This window comes from Streptosporangium saharense (assembly GCF_014203715.1).
Classification (GTDB): domain Bacteria; phylum Actinomycetota; class Actinomycetes; order Streptosporangiales; family Streptosporangiaceae; genus Streptosporangium; species Streptosporangium saharense.
This window is the reverse complement of the sequence record NZ_JACHJP010000012.1, coordinates 176616-191743: the sequence shown is the minus strand read 5'-3', so window position 1 is coordinate 191743 and position 15128 is coordinate 176616. Positions and strand designations below refer to the sequence as shown.

General features: G+C 70.4%; 12 protein-coding genes. 3 read left to right on the top strand and 9 right to left on the bottom strand.

Annotation, left to right across the window (positions count from 1 at the left end; genetic code table 11):
- Position 1 precedes the first annotated feature (1 nt).
- On the bottom strand, positions 2-394 hold the full coding sequence (locus FHS44_RS35990; RefSeq protein ID WP_184723838.1) for a hypothetical protein: 393 nt from the start codon (positions 392-394) through the stop codon (positions 2-4).
- 249 nt (positions 395-643) lie between these two features.
- Here FHS44_RS35990 and FHS44_RS35985 point away from each other — a divergent pair, with 249 nt between their 5' ends.
- Complete coding sequence (locus FHS44_RS35985) at positions 644-1801, top strand: alpha/beta hydrolase family protein (RefSeq protein WP_221461700.1); 1158 nt, start codon at positions 644-646, stop codon at positions 1799-1801.
- 229 nt (positions 1802-2030) lie between these two features.
- Here FHS44_RS35985 and FHS44_RS35980 read toward each other — a convergent pair whose 3' ends face one another.
- Entirely contained in the window at positions 2031-2930 is a 900-nt protein-coding gene (locus tag FHS44_RS35980) for an ADP-ribosylglycohydrolase family protein (protein WP_184723832.1), read from the bottom strand.
- 226 nt (positions 2931-3156) lie between these two features.
- Here FHS44_RS35980 and FHS44_RS35975 point away from each other — a divergent pair, with 226 nt between their 5' ends.
- Positions 3157-3849: a DUF6348 family protein gene (locus FHS44_RS35975; RefSeq protein WP_184723829.1), complete on the top strand. Its 693-nt coding sequence runs from the start codon at positions 3157-3159 to the stop codon at positions 3847-3849.
- A gap of 145 nt (positions 3850-3994) precedes the next feature.
- Here the strand turns inward: FHS44_RS35975 and FHS44_RS35970 are convergent, their stop codons facing one another.
- From FHS44_RS35970 to rhaI, 3 genes are read right to left on the bottom strand one after another with little or no spacing between them, the layout of a single operon-like run.
- Positions 3995-5434: a rhamnulokinase gene (locus FHS44_RS35970; protein WP_184723826.1), complete on the bottom strand. Its 1440-nt coding sequence runs from the start codon at positions 5432-5434 to the stop codon at positions 3995-3997.
- Entirely contained in the window at positions 5431-7467 is a 2037-nt protein-coding gene (locus FHS44_RS35965; protein WP_184723823.1) for a bifunctional aldolase/short-chain dehydrogenase, read from the bottom strand. Before FHS44_RS35965 ends, FHS44_RS35970 begins: the two co-directional genes overlap by 4 nt.
- Before the next feature lie 35 nt (positions 7468-7502).
- Complete coding sequence (gene rhaI / locus FHS44_RS35960) at positions 7503-8669, bottom strand: L-rhamnose isomerase (protein WP_184723820.1); 1167 nt, start codon at positions 8667-8669, stop codon at positions 7503-7505.
- Positions 8670-8784: 115 nt separating this feature from the next.
- On the opposite strand from rhaI, the gene FHS44_RS35955 reads away from it, so the two are divergent.
- The gene (locus FHS44_RS35955) at positions 8785-9777 is read left to right on the top strand and encodes a LacI family DNA-binding transcriptional regulator (RefSeq protein ID WP_184723817.1); all 993 of its coding nucleotides are present in this window, start codon (positions 8785-8787) and stop codon (positions 9775-9777) included.
- A gap of 2 nt (positions 9778-9779) precedes the next feature.
- Here the strand turns inward: FHS44_RS35955 and FHS44_RS35950 are convergent, their stop codons facing one another.
- The 4 genes from FHS44_RS35950 to FHS44_RS35935 all read right to left on the bottom strand — a co-directional run bounded on the left by FHS44_RS35950 (position 9780) and on the right by FHS44_RS35935 (position 15054).
- Complete coding sequence (locus FHS44_RS35950) at positions 9780-11369, bottom strand: AMP-binding protein (RefSeq protein ID WP_184723814.1); 1590 nt, start codon at positions 11367-11369, stop codon at positions 9780-9782.
- 24 nt (positions 11370-11393) lie between these two features.
- Positions 11394-12251, bottom strand: a complete 858-nt coding sequence (locus FHS44_RS35945; RefSeq protein ID WP_184724120.1) for a poly(ethylene terephthalate) hydrolase family protein — start codon at positions 12249-12251, stop codon at positions 11394-11396.
- 127 nt (positions 12252-12378) lie between these two features.
- Positions 12379-13974: a zinc-binding metallopeptidase family protein gene (locus FHS44_RS35940; protein ID WP_184723810.1), complete on the bottom strand. Its 1596-nt coding sequence runs from the start codon at positions 13972-13974 to the stop codon at positions 12379-12381.
- Positions 13975-14043: 69 nt separating this feature from the next.
- Positions 14044-15054 carry a LacI family DNA-binding transcriptional regulator gene (locus FHS44_RS35935; RefSeq protein WP_184723807.1) on the bottom strand — a complete coding sequence of 337 codons (1011 nt, stop codon included), beginning with the start codon at positions 15052-15054 and terminating at the stop codon, positions 14044-14046.
- Positions 15055-15128 lie beyond the last annotated feature (74 nt).

Below are 15128 nucleotides of genomic sequence, written 5' to 3'. Positions count from 1 at the left end.
GTCAGCCTCCGACCAGGGGGACGAGCTTGATGAACGACACCACCGGGTCGGCGGTCAGGTCGATCATCTCGGACAGGTCCTCGATCTGGCGGTCTCCGACCAGCAGCACGAGCCCGTTGTGCTGGAAGGACCGTTCGGCGATGTCCGCCTGCCGCTCCCAGTCGATCCGCCGCTTCGCGCCCATCCGGTAGCCGTTCAGCTCCACCTCGGCGGCCGACGGGCGGACCAGGCCGGTGGGACGGGCCGCGGGGTCGGCGTTGTGGCGGGCGACCTCCTCCCGGACACGCAGTCGTACCAACTCCCGCGCCGAAATGCTCTCCGGCAGGCCGGGCAACGCGAACTCGGCCAGCGGTTTCCCGGCCGCCGTCTCATCTCGAAAAGTGACAGTCGCCATTCCACAACTCCACACGTCAGCGAAACATTGTGGGGTAACCGATATCAGGCAGGTCCGACAGGAACGGATCTCCTCAATAGACGAGAGGAGCCCCTCGTCCGTGACCGACTGACGGCCGGAGTTTCTGAATCCACGACGGCGTTTGTCTTTCCGGCTATGAAAGACATGACGACAAACAATCGGTTTCATCGAGGAGCACCAATGCGATCCCTCCACATCGGACCTGGTCTCGGGCGACGGACCACCCTGGTGGCGTTAGTCTCCGCCGCGGTCACGCTCGCGGCGGGCGTGCCCGTTTCCGCCGCGGCCGAGCGGTCCGCCGCCGGGCACCCCGGAGTCCGCGGCACGGTTCTGTCCGTACGGTCGCTGACCGGCTCGCAGGCCCTGCCCGGCGCGTCCCGCAATCTGCTGGTCACGTACGTCTCCAAGGGCGTGGCGGGCAGGGCCGTCAAGGTCACGGGCACCGTGGCGCTGCCGAAGGGCCGGCCACCGGCCGGTGGCTGGCCGGTGATCAGCTGGGCGCACGGGACGACCGGCACCGCGGACGTGTGCGCCCCGTCGAGAAACACCCCCGGTGGGCCCGCCGACGACTACATCTCCATCGTGAACACCACGCTCGACGGCTGGGTGACCAACGGCTTCGCCGTCGTGCAGACCGACTACGAGGGCCTCGGCACGCCCGGTGAGCACCCATACATGAACGGCGCCGGAGCCGCCGACACGGTGATCGACATGGTGCGGGCCGCCCGCGGGGTGGACCGGCGCGTCGGACGTGACTGGTTCGCGGCCGGGCACAGCCAGGGCGGCCACGCCTCCCTCTTCACGGCCGTGGCGCAGAACGCTGCCGGGGACGTACGGCTGCGCGGTGTGGTCTCGATCGCCCCCGGCGGGTGGGGCATGAGCCAGGTGGCCCCGTACATCCTGTCGGGTGCCCCCGGCGCCGAGCAGGCGATCTCCTTCCTGCCGACGCTGCTCATCGGCGCGGCGGCCGCCGACAGGTCCGTCAAACCCGACCGGTTGCTCACGCCGGAGGCCGCGCCGTTGCTCACCACGGCACGGACGGGCTGCCTGGCGCAGATCCGCGAGACGGCCACGCGGGTCCCGGTGGACAAGGTCTTCGCGCGGGAGGCGGACCTGGCTCCCCTCACCGCCTACCTGAAGTCGCAGGAGCCGGTCGGCCTTGAGGCGAAGGTCCCCGTCCTCGTCGCGCAGGGCACCGCCGACGCGCTCACCCCCAAGGCCAGTACGGACCGGATCGTCGCCGACATGTGCGCGAAGGCGCCGAAGGTCACCTACCGGGTCTACGAGGGAGTCGACCACCGTGGGGCGATCGCGGCCTCGTTCGACGACGCGCTGACGTTCGTCAGGCTCATCCGCTCGGGGAGGGCTCCGGTCACCACCTGCTGACCCCTGTTCCGGTACGGCTTCGCTCTTCGGTTCGAAGGCACCGTGCGCCAAAGAAGCGAACAGGACTGATGGTTCGGGCGCCCTCGGCGTTCCACGCTGTCGCGGCGGCCTGGACGGGCAACGCCGCAGCAAGGAAACGGCATCGCTGCCGGTGCCCTGAGGGGAGCCGGGCCGTAGCGCCACGCGACTCAGTCGACGATCACGGGCTCGGATCGACCAGACGTCCGGCTCAGGAAGCGAGTGGTGGGACACCTGCCCAGTCGGGTAGTGGTTCGCATCTGCTCCTCCACTCCGGAGGGAGGAAGTCGACGGTGGCCGAAGACGCGATGATGCCGCCGACGATGGCGCAGGTGGTGTCGATGTCGCCTCCGGCGGTGGCGGTGGTCCACATGGCGGCTTCGAAGTCGTGGCGTTCGCGGGCCGTCACCCAGAGGGTGAAGGGAACCGTGTCGTGGGCGCTGACCTGACGCCCGTTTCCCAGCGCCTGGGCGGCGAGTACGGGATCGCCGATGGTGAGGAGGTGACGGGCCTCGGTGATGCCTTCCCGGACCATGCTCTCTGGCACGTGTTCCCTGACCCTGTCGAGGAACCGCCCCGGGGAGAGGCCGGGTTCCCTGACCGCTGTCGCGGCGGCCACGGCGACGGCGACGGCTCCGGCCACCGCCTCCGAGTGGGTGTGGGTGACCTGCGCCGACAGGGTCGCCTGCCGGACGACCTCCGCGAGATCGTCGGCGAGCCAGGCGCCGAGCGGTGCCACGCGCATCGCGGCGCCGTTACCCCACGAACCCCTGCCATCGAACAGCTCGGACGAGAGTGCCCGCCAGTCGCCTCCCTCACGGACCAGGCGAAGCATCCGGTTGGTGGCCGGGCCGTACCCGCGATCGAAGTCGTGACGGTCGGCGAAACTCGCGGCGAGCCTGTCCTGGTCGACAGCACCGTGATCGGCCAGGACGCGGTAGATGGAGCACGCCATCTCGGTGTCGTCGGTCCACTGCCACGGGTCGGGCGGAAGCAGACGGCCGGAGAGGGCGTGACGATTGGCGGGAACGAAGAACTGGGAACCGAAGGCGTCGCCGAGGGCCAGGCCGTGCAGAGAGGCCGTGGCGCGCGTGAACGGAGTGGTTGGCATCCCTTTCATTGTGAAGGGCGACGGTCGGATGTGCCTGACCGTAGGAGCCTATGAACCGCCCTCGTCGCTCCCAGGGCTTCGAAGACCGGGGTGATGACGCAGCTCGCTTGACGGCCTGCGGCCGGGGAAACCTCGGTGGCCTCACGCCGTACGGCGGTGATCAACCGCAACCGCCGTGCGGTACGGTCTGGGCTGTAATGATCATGATGAAATATGGGGGAAAGTCGTGAATGATGACCGGCTGGCGGACGAGGTCGTGTTGGGCATGGTCGCCCGGCGGTTGTCCGAGGCCACGGACAAGCCCTGGCACGTCACGGACGGCATGGTCAGGGGAACCGGAACGGTCGGCGTCGTTCTCCGCGATGACCACACCGGCAGTCCCGGCCATCTTGATCTTGACTTCGTCCTCAACGTCGACCGGCCGGACGACACCACGATCAGCGACTGTGTCGCGGGATACGGCGGCACGACCGAGGAGGCCGTGGACCGCGCGATCCAGCTCTGGCTGGGCACCACCGGCAGTGCCGTCTTCGAACTCCTCAGCCAGGACGGCTCCTTCGCCGGGCACTTCGCCCCCGACGCGCCCGACGGGTTCCCCGGCTGGCACGCCATCCACGGCGGCATCACCGGCTGGGGCACGGGTGACGACTTCCTGGCCGTCCAGCACTGGGCGATGGACAACCCGCTCCTGCCCCGGCTGGCCCCGGTGCTGGGGAGCACGTTCGAGCGTGACCACCTGATCGGCATCAAGGCGTTCCTCGGTGGCGGCAAGGACACCGAGACCACCGAAATCCGGGTCAACGGTGTCCGCCACGAGGCGGCCTCGGAAATGCTGACCGAACTGGACTGGCCCCGGCCCGCCGAAGGGCTGTCCTACGCCCGGACGTTCATGCTGCTCGTGCACAACGAGACCGAGTGAGACACCGGACCCGCACTCAGGAAAGGCCGACGGAGCAGGTGGGACACATCCAGACTGCCCAGCTCACCCGGCGCCGTTCTCGCGCCTGACCACCTCCGCCATGCCGTACGGCCCGGCACCCGGAACCGCTGTAAGCACGCCAGGATCACCGTTCACGAGGCCGACCCGGGTCGTAGCGCGTCGGGCTGAAGGCCCGGGAGACGAGGGAGCGGAGGGACTCAAGGTCGCCCTTGGCGGAGCCTGTGGAGCGGGCCTGTACGAGGACGTTGCCGATGGCCGTGGCCTCAACGGGGCCCGCGAGGACCGGGAGGCCCGTGCGGTCGGCCGTACGTTGGCAGAGCAGGGTGTTGAGGGCGCCGCCGCCCACGAGGTGGACCGTCTCGACGTCGACGCCCGAGAGGGCCGACGCCGTGCGTACGGTGTTCGCGAACGCCTCGGCCAGGCTCTCGATGATCGAGCGGGTGAACTCGGCGTGGCTCCGTGGCGGGGCGACCCCGTTCTCCAGGCACCACCGCACGATGCGGCCCGGCAGGTCGCCCGGGGCGAGGAAGCGTGGATCGTTCGCGTCGAACACGGGCACCGGGGTCGTGACCGCGGCCGCCTGGGCGAGCAGTTCGGGCAGGTCGATCGGCGGGCCGTCGCGTTCCCACCGGCGGACCGACTCCGACAGCAGCCAGAGTCCCATGACGTTGCGCAGGAAGCGCGTCCGGCCGTCGACGCCGCCCTCGTTCGTGAAGTTCGCCTCGCGGGCGGCGTCCGTGGTCACCGGCCGTTCGAGCTCCACGCCGACGAGACCCCAGGTGCCGCAGGAGATGTAGGCCGCGGCCTCGGGGCGCATCGGCACGGCGACGACCGCGGAGGCCGTGTCGTGTGAGCCGACGGCCACGACCCGCACCCCGGCGGGAGCGCCGAGTTCGGCGGCGACCTCGGGCCGCAGGCCGCCGAGCGGGGTGCCCGGCGCGACGAGGCGAGGCAGCACGGACGCGTCGAGGCCGAGCCGTACGGCGAGCTCGCGGTCCCACTCCCCCGTCTCGATGTCCAGCAGACCGGTCGTCGAGGCGTTGGTGCGTTCGGCGACCTTCGCGCCCGTGAGCTGGAAGCCGACGAGGTCGGGGATGAGCAGGAGCGCGTCGGCGAGCCCGAGGCATCCGCCCGTCCGTTCGGCCGCGAGCTGGTACACGGTGGTGAACGGCAGGAACTGCAGGCCGTTGCGGCGGTAGAGCTCCTCGAACGGCACCCGCGCGTGCACCGCCTCGACCGCGGCCTCGTTGCGTCCGTCGCGGTAGTGGAACGGCTCGCCGAGGAGGCGGTCGCCGCGCAGGAGGGCGTAGTCGACGGCCCAGGAGTCCACGCCGACCGACGTGACGCCGGGTTCGCGGCGGAAGGCGTCCGCGAGGCCGTACGTGAGGTCGCGGTAGAGGCCGGTGAGGTCCCAGTGCAGGCCCGACGCCAGGCGCACGGGCCTGTTCGGGAAGCGTGCGACGTGGTCGAGCCCGAGCGTACCCGCCGCCTGGTCGACGTGCCCGACGACGACCCGGCCGCTCGTGGCCCCGAGGTCGACCGCGACGGCTGCCCCGGCGGTCATCGCAGGAACGCGGTGGCGACCCCCGCGTCGACCGGGATGTGCAGGCCGGTGGTGTGGCTGAGTTCGGGGCCGGTGAGGACGAACACCGCGTTGGCGACGTGCTCGGGCAGCACCTCGCGCTTCAGGATCGTGCGCTGGGCGTAGAAGGTGCCGAGGTCCTCCTCGGGGATGCCGTAGGTCTTCGCCCGGTTGGCTCCCCAGCCCGAGGCGAAGATGCCCGAGCCGCGTACGACGCCGTCGGGGTTGACGCCGTTGACCCTGACGCCGTGTTCGCCGAGTTCGACCGCGAGCAGGCGTACCTGGTGGGCCTGGTCGGCCTTCGCCGCCGAGTAGGCGATGTTGTTCGGACCGGCGAACACCGAGTTCTTCGAGGAGATGTAGACGATGTCGCCGCCGAGGCCCTGCTCGACGAGCACCCGCGCGGCGGCCTTCGACACGAGGAAGGAGCCCTTGGCCATGACGTCGTGCTGCAGGTCCCAGTCGGCCTCTGTGGTCTCCAGGAGCGGCTTCGAGAGCGAGAGTCCGGCGTTGTTCACCACGAGGTCGAGGCCGCCGAAGGCGAGCACCGTCTCGTCGATCGCGGCCCGCACCTGGGCGGCGTCTGTCACGTTCATCCGCACGCCGATCGCGACGTCCGTGCCGCCCAGCTCGGCCGCCACGGCCCGAGCCTTCTCAAGGTCGAGGTCGGCGACGACGACGCAGGCGCCCTCGGCCGCGAGCCGGGTGGCGACGGCCCTGCCGATGCCGGAGGCCGCGCCGGTGACGAGCGCCACGCGGGTCGCGTGTGATTTGGGCTTCGGCATGCGCCGCAGCTTGGCCTCCTCAAGCGCCCAGTACTCGATGCGGAACTTCTCCGCGTCGGAGATGGGGGCGTAGGTCGACAGTGCCTCGGCGCCGCGCATCACGTTGATCGCGTTCACGTAGAACTCTCCGGCCACGCGCGCGGTCTGCTTGTCCCTGCCGAAGGAGAACATGCCGACGCCGGGCACGAGCACGATCGCCGGGTCGGCGCCGCGGATCGCGGGAGAGTCCTCGGTCGCGTGGGCGTCGTAGTACGCCTGGTAGTCGGCGCGGTAGCGCTCGTGCAGCTCCCTGAGGCGCGTGATGCTCTCCTCGACGCTCGCCGACGGCGGCAGGTCGAGGACGAGCGGCCTGACCTTCGTGCGCAGGAAGTGGTCGGGGCAGCTCGTGCCGAGCGCCGCGAGCGACCGGAGTTTCTCGCGGGAGAGGAAGTCGAGCACCACCTCACCGTCGGTGAAGTGGCCCGCCTGCGGTCTGTCGTGCGACGCGAGAGCGCGGATCGTCGGGGCGAGCGCGGCGGCCCTCGCGCGCCGCTCGGCCTCGGGCAGCGGCTCGTAGCCCGGCACGACCGCGCCGAACGGTTCCGGCCTGCCGTGCTCGGCGATGTACGCGGCTGCGGTGTCGATGATCCAGAGCGAGTTCCGCTCGCTCTCCTCGGAGGTGTCTCCCCACGCGGTGATGCCGTGGCCGCCGAGGACGCAGCCGACCGCCCGCGGGTTCCTCGCCTTGATCTCCGCGATGTCGAGGCCGAGCTGGAAGCCGGGGCGGCGCCACGGCACCCACACGACCCGGTCCCCGAAGATCCTCTCCGTGAGCTTCTCTCCGTCGGCGGCGGTCGCGATGGCGATGCCCGAGTCCGGGTGCAGGTGGTCGACGTGCGCGGCGTCGACGAGGCCGTGCATGGCCGTGTCGATCGACGGCGCCGCCCCGGCTCCGCCGTACAGGCAGTGGTCGAGGGCGGTGACCATCTCGTCCTCGCGCTCGACACCCGGATAGACCTTCGCGAGGCCGCGGAGGCGGTCGAGGCGCAGCACCGCGAGTCCGGCCTCGGTGAGCGTGCCGAGGTCGCCGCCCGAGCCCTTCACCCAGAGCAGTTCGACGGGCTCGCCGGTGACCGGGTCGGTCTCGGTGCCCTTCGCCGAGGTGTTGCCTCCGGCGTAGTTCGTGTTCTTCGGGTCGGCGCCGAGGCGGTTGGAGCGCGCGATGAGGTCGGCGGCTGCCTGGTTCGTCATGGATGTGATCCTTCGGGGTGGCGGATGGTGGTGGGCTACGCGTCCCAGTCGGCCTGGGTGCCGCCGACGCGCTCCTCGGCGATCCGGGCGAGGTAGCCCGACGCGGCGAAGGTCCTCATCGGGTCGGCGGGCAGGCCCCGTGACTCACGCCACTCCGCGAGGGCCGGACGCACGTCGGTGTAGAACGCGTCCATGAAGACACGGTTCGCCTCAAGCACGTCGCCGTCGCGCTGGGCGGCGGCGAGAGCCGTACGGTCCACGAGAAGGGCGCGGGTGGTCATCTCCTGCACGTTGAGCACCGAGCGGATCTGGCCGGGGATCTTGTCCTCGACGTTGTGGCACTGGTCGAGCATGAACGCGACGTCGGGGTGGTTGAGGCCGCCGCCGCGGACGACCTCGAAGAGGACGCGGAAGAGCTGGAACGGGTCGGCCGCGCCGACGATGAGGTCGTCGTCGGCGTAGAAGCGCGAGTTGAAGTCGAAGGAACCGAGCCTGCCGAGGCGCAGCAGTTGCATGACGATGAACTCGATGTTGGTGCCTGGCGCGTGGTGGCCGGTGTCGAGGCAGACCATGGCCCTGTCGCCGAGCGCGGCGACCTGGGCGTAGCTCGTCCCCCAGTCGGGCACGTCGGTGTGGTAGAAGGCCGGTTCGAAGAGCTTGTACTCAAGCACGAGGCGCTGCCCTTCCCCGAGCCGGTCGTAGATCGTCCTCAGCGACTCGTGCAGGCGGTCCTGACGGCCGCGCAGGTCGGCCTGGCCGGGGTAGTTCGAGCCCTCGGCGAGCCAGATCTTCAGGTCGCGGCTGCCGGTGGCGTGCATGATGTCGACGCATTCGAGGTGGTGGTCGATCGCCTTGCGCCGGATCCTCGGGTCCTCGTGGGTGAGGGCGCCGAGCCTGTAGTCGTCGTCCTGGAAGGTGTTCGAGTTGATCGTGCCGAGGGCGACGCCGAGACCTTCGGCGTGCGCGCGCAGGTCGTCGTAGGAGGCGACCCTGTCCCAGGGGATGTGCAGGGCCACGGTCGGCGCGAGGGCCGTGTGCGCGTGCACCTGCGCGGCGTCGGCGATCTTCTCGTACGGGTCGCGTGGCGTGCCCGGCGTCGAGAAGACCTTGAAGCGGGTGCCCGAGTTGCCGAACGCCCAGCTCGGCAGCTCGATGGCCTGCCGTTCCAGCTCGGCCAGGATGTCGGGGGAGAGCGTGGTCACGGTCGCTTCCTTCTGCCGGTCGAAGAGGATTGAAACGTTTCAAATCGTAGTTTCAACGGCCTGTGCGGGCAAGCGCTATCTTCTCGGAGTACCGGGTGAACCAGGGAGAGAGCCGATGACGGTGAGCGTCCGCGACGTCGCAGCCGCGGCGTCGGTCTCGGTCGGTACGGTGTCCAACGTCCTGAACCATCCGGACAGGGTCGCCCCGGCGACCGTCGAACGCGTGCTCTCCGCCATCGAGCGGCTGGGCTTCGTCCGCAACGACGCGGCCCGGCAGCTCCGGGCCGGGAGGAGCCGTTCGATCGGACTGGTCGTCCTCGACGTGCGCAACCCCTTCTTCACCGACGTCGCGCGGGGCGCCGAGGACCGTGCCGCCGAGGAGGGCCTGATCGTGCTGCTCGGCGACAGCGGCGCGAACGGCACCAGGGAGGCCGCGTATCTCGACCTCTTCGAGGAGCAGCGGGTCCACGGCCTGCTGATCACACCGCTCGGCGAGGACCTCGCGCGGCTCGAACGGCTGCGCCGCGGCGGCACCCCGGTCGTGCTCGTCGACAGGCAGGCCCCTCCCGGCGGCTTCTCCTCGGTGGCGGTCGACGACGTCGCCGGGGGGTTCCTCGCCGTCCGGCACCTGCTCGACCGGGGGCGCCGCCGGATCGCCTTCGTGGGTGGGCCGCTTGGCATCCGGCAGGTCTCCGACCGCCTTGAGGGCGCCCGCCGCGCCGTCGCCGAGGTTCCGGGCGCCGCGATCGAGGTGTTCCCGACCGGGGGCCTGACGGTGCCGGAGGGACGCACCGCCGGTGAGGCTCTGCAGGCGAGAACCCCGGTGGAGCGTCCCGACGCGGTGTTCGCCGCCAACGACCTGCTCGCCATGGGGCTGCTGCAGGCGCTCATCCTGGGCGGAGAACTCCGGGTGCCGGAGGATATGGCGCTGGTCGGATACGACGACATCGACTTCGCCGCCACGGCGATCGTGCCGTTCTCCTCGATCAGGCAGCCGGCCGCCCTGATCGGCCGTACCGCGGTCGATCTCCTGGTCCGGGAGGCGTCAGAACCCAGACAGGTCGTCTTCCGGCCAGAACTCGTGGAACGGGCCTCGACCCAGGCCTGACGCTAACCGAGCCCGAGCAGGCGCACTCCCTCCTCCCGCATCTCGACCTTGCGGATCTTGCCGGTGACCGTCATCGGGAACCCGTCCACGACGTGGACGTAACGCGGGATCTTGTAGTGGGCGAGTTTGCCCGCGCAGAACTCCCTGACGTCCTCGGCGGTCAGGGGTGTGCCGCCCTCGCGGATGACGATCCAGGCCATGAGCTCCTCGCCGTACTTCTCGTCGGGCACGCCGACCACCTGCACGTCGGCGATGTCGGGATGGCGGTGCAGGAACTCCTCGATCTCGCGCGGGTAGACGTTCTCGCCGCCCCTGATGACCATGTCCTTGATCCGGCCGACCACGTTGACGTAGCCGTCGGCGTCCATGGTGGCCAGGTCGCCGGTGTGCATCCAGCGGGCGGCGTCGATGACCTCGGCCGTGCGCTCCGGCTCGTTCCAGTAGCCGAGCATCACCGAGTAGCCGCGCGTGCACAGCTCGCCCGGCTCGCCACGCGGCACGGCCAGCCCGCTCTCCGGGTGTGTGATCTTGACCTCGACGTGCGGCATCACCCGTCCGACCGTCTCGGTGCGGCGCTCCAGGCTGTCGTCGGCCCTGGTCATGGTGGAGACGGGTGAGGTCTCGGTCATGCCGTAGCAGATGGCGACCTCGGCCATGTTCATCTCGGTGACGACGCGCTTCATCACCTCGACGGGGCAGGGCGAGCCCGCCATGACGCCGGTGCGCAGGCTGGACAGGTCGTAGCGCCCCGCCAGGGCCAGCTCGGCGATGAACATGGTCGGCACGCCGTACAGGGAGGTGCATCTTTCCTGCTGTACGGCGCGCAGCGTCGCCTCCGCGTCGAAGCCGGGGGCGGGGATGACCACGCAGGCGCCGTGGGAGGTGGCCCCGAGGTTGCCCATCACCATGCCGAAGCAGTGGTAGAAGGGCACCGGCAGGCAGACCCTGTCGTGCTCGTCGTAGTGGAGGAGCTCCCCGACGAAGAACCCGTTGTTGAGGATGTTGTGGTGCGAGAGCGTGGCGCCCTTGGGGAAGCCGGTCGTGCCGGAGGTGTACTGGATGTTGATCGCGTCGTCGGCGCCCAGCGACGCCATGCGCTCGCGCAGCCGCTCCTCGGGGACGGTCAGCGCGAGCAGCCGGTCCCAGCCGGGGTCGTCGAGGTAGACGACGTCGGCGAACCCGATCTCCTCGACCATCGCGCGGTAGTCGCTGCCCTTGTGGGTGAGCGCGCTGACGAGCAGCCGCAGGCCCGACTGCCTGACGACGTAGTCGAGCTCGTGGCTGCGGTAGGCGGGGTTGACGTTGACGAGGATGGCGCCGATCTTCGCGGTGGCGTACTGGACGATCACCCATTCGGCGCGGTTGGGGGCCCAGATGCCGATCCGGTCACCCTTGGCGATGCCGGAGGCGAGCAGCGCCAGGGCCAGCCGGTTCACCTCGGCGTCGAGTTCGGCGTAGGTCCAGCGGCGACCGGAGGGCACGTCGACGAGCGCCTCACGGTCGCCGAAGCGCCGTACGGCCCGCTCGAAGTTGTCACCGATGGTCTCGCCCAGCAGCGGGGTCGGCGCCACCGCGCTCGAATAGGACTGCATGTCACAACCTCCGGTCGGTGGATGCTAGGTGAGGTTCTTGAGAGCCTGGTTCTGCCACGCGGTGTTGGTGGGGAGTTCGGCGGCGGCGCCGACGAACACTCCCCTGGCCTGGGTGTCGGCCATGAGGCGGTACCTCAGCCAGGCGGTCACGTAGCCGAGGAAACCCCCGCCGCCGTTCTGGATGTCGTTGTGCCCGGCGCCCTTGAGCAGCGCCCTGCCCGCTCCCGCGGTCGCCTGGTCGTAGTAGCCCTGCACGGTCCCGGCCGAGGAGATCAGCCAGTCGTTCGCGCCGCTGAGGAAGAGCACCGGGCAGGTCAGGCTGGCGACGGAGAACTCGTCCCCCGGGCTGGCCATCCACTGCGCGGGCACGGCGATCGGCACGACCGTCTTGATCAGCCCCGCGGAGTGGTTGGCCGCGTTGACGGACCCGCCCGCGCCCTGGGAGTGGCCGACGGCGGCGACCTGGGCGGTGTCCAGCTTGCCGTGGAAGACGCTGGCGGAGTCGGTGTTGAGGCCGACGAGGTGCTGGGCGGCGGCGAGGATCTCGGCGCCGGTGCCCGTGGTCGTGTCGGTCGAGGCGACCACCGCGAAGCCCCACGAGGCGAGGTGGTTGAGCAGTCCCGGATAGTTGTCGGGGGTGGCCCACGAGCCGTTGCCCCAGGTGACGACCGGGTGGGTGACGCCTCCGGCACCCAGGTTCGCGGGGTGGTAGAGGCGGTGGCCGCCCGAGGTGCCGGTGGTGACCGGCCACGGACCCGCCGCCTTGTAGATCGTCTCGATGGTGGAGGCGGCGTTGGCCTCCGCGGTCCACGACAGGAATCCGGCCGACACGAGGCCGAACGCCCCTGCCCGCAACGCCTGCCGACGGGTGAAGTTCTCCATGGTCACCTCGAAGATATTCGGAGACGCGCAGGTCTCCTAGGGGTTTGTGCGGCGCGAGCCGTACGACATGCCGAAGGACGCGCTCGGGATGACAGACCGTCTTCGTCTCGTACGGCGGTACGCCGGATCACGCGCAGCCGGGGGTGCCGGAGGCGCGCTGCTGGCGCATGGCGGTCACGTCGCCCGCGACGGCCGACTGGGCCATCGGGCCGAGGTCGAGCACGACGTCGGTGAAGGCGAGCGACGCCTTGCGCATCACCTGCAGGTCGATCGCCTTGACACCGAACTGCGGCGAGAACAGTGTCTTGGGCGCGGCGATGGGCGAGATGACGGGCAGCAGATGCTGGTTGTACGGCGTGCCCTCGCCGCCGAAGCTGCAGTGGTGCGGCACCGTGCCGAGGTCGGCCGCCGACAGGCCCTTGAGGATCGCGGTGCGCCGTACGTCCCAGTGCTGGATGTGGCCCTTGACCAGTTCGCGCAGCGGCGTGCTCTCGCTGACGGGGGTCAGCAGCAGTTCGGTGAGGGTGGGGTTGGCAACAAGTTGCTTGCCCGGCAGGCCGTTCGGCCTGGCGACCGCGTCGTAGCGCTTGGCGCCGAGGTGTTCGAGCACGACGACGGAGGAGACCTTGCCCTGGTCGTACTCGGCGTCGAGCAGGGCGGCGAGCTGTCCGGCGCCGCCCTCGCGGACGTTGGGGCCGGTCAGGTGCTGGTAGAGGTGGCCGGTCACGAACGCGAACTGCACGGTGCGCGGACGGCACTCAACCGGCAGCGACGACAGGTAGCGGGCCATCTCGATCATGGTGAGCGGGCCGTTGTCCCACACCGGGCTCATGCCGTCGGTGTGGCTCTCCACGACGATCTTCTGGGCGTTCCCGCCGGGAAGCGTCGCGAGCAGGGTACGGGTCGTCGTCGGCGTCCAGGCGGCGTTCACGGTCAGCGACGCCTGGACCGGCTGCCCCGCCGCCAGCGCGTCCTTGATCTGCTTGCCCTGGTCCGCGCCGACATAGGCACCCGGCACACCGTACGGCAGGCCCTCGTAGGGCGCGTACATGCCCTGGATCTGGTTGTGCGGGAGCTGGCTGACCTCGATCACGCCCACCGCGCCCGCGGCGGCGGCCGCCCTGAGGTCGGCGTCGGCGGCGGCCGGGGCCTCCATCGACTCCGAGCCGAGCAGGTTGATCGTCAGGCCCGGGTCATACATGGAGTAGCCGAGGGTCGGCGGATAGAACAGCAGGTTGGGCACGTTGGTCCACGGCAGGTCCCTGACGACGATCTTCCCCGCGGCGTTGGCGGCGGTGATGTTCGTCCCGGCGGCCAGGTGGACGAGCGGCGCCGAGACGCCACCGGCGCCGGTCGAGGAGGAGAACGGCACGGGGGCCGCGACCTGCACGGCCGTGCCGCCGACGGTCAGGCCGGTGCCGAGGTTGTCCCAGCGGTCGATGTCGTAGGGCAGGGAGGAGAGCTGGATGCCGGGGATGGCCGCCATCTCGTCCTCAAGCCAGTCGACGTAGTCGGCGTGCGCGGCGGAGCCGGTCGGCCTGGGACCGAAGGCCTCCTGCTGCTCGGCCAGGGTCCTCAGGCGGGCCTCCGAGGCGAACGCGGCGGAGTCGACCCTGACCGGGCAGGCATGGGCGGTCGTCTGGTCTGTCGTCTGGGCGAGGGCGGGTTGCGCGGGTACGACCAGCGGTGTTGTCAACAGGAGGAGGGCGACGAGTCGTCTCACGTGGGGGGTCCTTCCAATGAATCGTTTCAATACATGGCCCGCGCCCGTCCCCCGAGGTGCGGCCGGTGCTCAGCGGCGGGGCGGTCCCGTGGTTCCGCGGACGATCAGCGTGGGCGACACCGACGACGTCACCGATCGTGAGCGTCCCTCGATGCGTTCGACGAGCAGCTGGGCGGCGGTCGCCCCGATCACGTGCCCGTCCTGGTCGACGCTGGTGAGCGAGATGCGCTTCAGCGAGGCGATGCCGATGTTGTCGTATCCGGCGACGGAGAGGTCCTCCGGCACCGAGAGGCCCGCCTCGTCGGCGGCGCGCAGCACGCCGAGCGCCGCGATGTCGGCCCCCGCGAAGATCGCGGTCGGCCGGTCGTCGCGCGCGAGCAGTTCCCGCGCGCCCTCGTAGCCGCCCTCCTCGGTGAAGGAGGTGGCCAGCACGTCGTCGGCGAGTCCGTGGGCGCGCATCGCCTGGCGGTAGCCTTCGGCGCGCACCGTGTGCGGCAGTCCCTGGGCGCGGGCCCGCTCCAGGTGGGTGATGTGCGCGATCCGGGTGTGCCCGAGCCCGACCAGGTGGTCGACCACGAGCCCCGCCCCCATCACGTCGTCGTCGACGACCGCGTCGTAGGCCGCGGCGCCGCCGTGTCTGCCCACCACGACGACCGGGATGGCCGTCGCGATGGCGGTGAGTTCGGCGTCCGTCATGACCGGCGAGATCAGGATGAGCCCGTCCATGCTCCGGTCGATCATGGCGTCGGTCATCCTGGCCTGCGTCTTGGGCTCGATCCCGCCGGGGCCGAGCAGCACCTGGTACTCGGTGTCGCCCAACCGCCCTGTGACGCCCTCGATGATGTCGGGGAAGAACGGGTTGCGGGTGTCGGAGAGCATGACGCCGAGGGTGTAGGTGCGTCCCCGCAGGGCGCGGGCCGCGGCGTGCGGGCGGTAGCCCAGCTCGTCGATGGCCTGCGTTACCTTGGTCTGCATCTCCGCGCTCACGCCGTAGGCCCCGCGCACCACCTTGGACACGGCGGCCGTGGAGACCCCGGCCCGCCTGGCCACATCGGCGATCGTCACCCGTCGGCTCGTCACACGTCATCCTTCACAGAGTTTTCGTAGAACGAACTACACGCTTTTCTGAGGACGGAGGTTAGCTTGTCATTGAT

What these genes read in the sequence shown, in the direction of transcription:
- FHS44_RS35955 (WP_184723817.1), top strand. Translation starts at nt 8,785, where the DNA reads ATGACGGTGAGCGTCCGCGACGTCGCAGCCGCGGCGTCGGTCTCGGTC.
- FHS44_RS35990 (WP_184723838.1), bottom strand. Translation starts at nt 394, where the DNA reads ATGGCGACTGTCACTTTTCGAGATGAGACGGCGGCCGGGAAACCGCTG.
- FHS44_RS35965 (WP_184723823.1), bottom strand. Translation starts at nt 7,467, where the DNA reads ATGACGAACCAGGCAGCCGCCGACCTCATCGCGCGCTCCAACCGCCTC.
- FHS44_RS35945 (WP_184724120.1), bottom strand. Translation starts at nt 12,251, where the DNA reads ATGGAGAACTTCACCCGTCGGCAGGCGTTGCGGGCAGGGGCGTTCGGC.
- FHS44_RS35950 (WP_184723814.1), bottom strand. Translation starts at nt 11,369, where the DNA reads ATGCAGTCCTATTCGAGCGCGGTGGCGCCGACCCCGCTGCTGGGCGAG.
- FHS44_RS35980 (WP_184723832.1), bottom strand. Translation starts at nt 2,930, where the DNA reads ATGCCAACCACTCCGTTCACGCGCGCCACGGCCTCTCTGCACGGCCTG.
- FHS44_RS35970 (WP_184723826.1), bottom strand. Translation starts at nt 5,434, where the DNA reads ATGACCGCCGGGGCAGCCGTCGCGGTCGACCTCGGGGCCACGAGCGGC.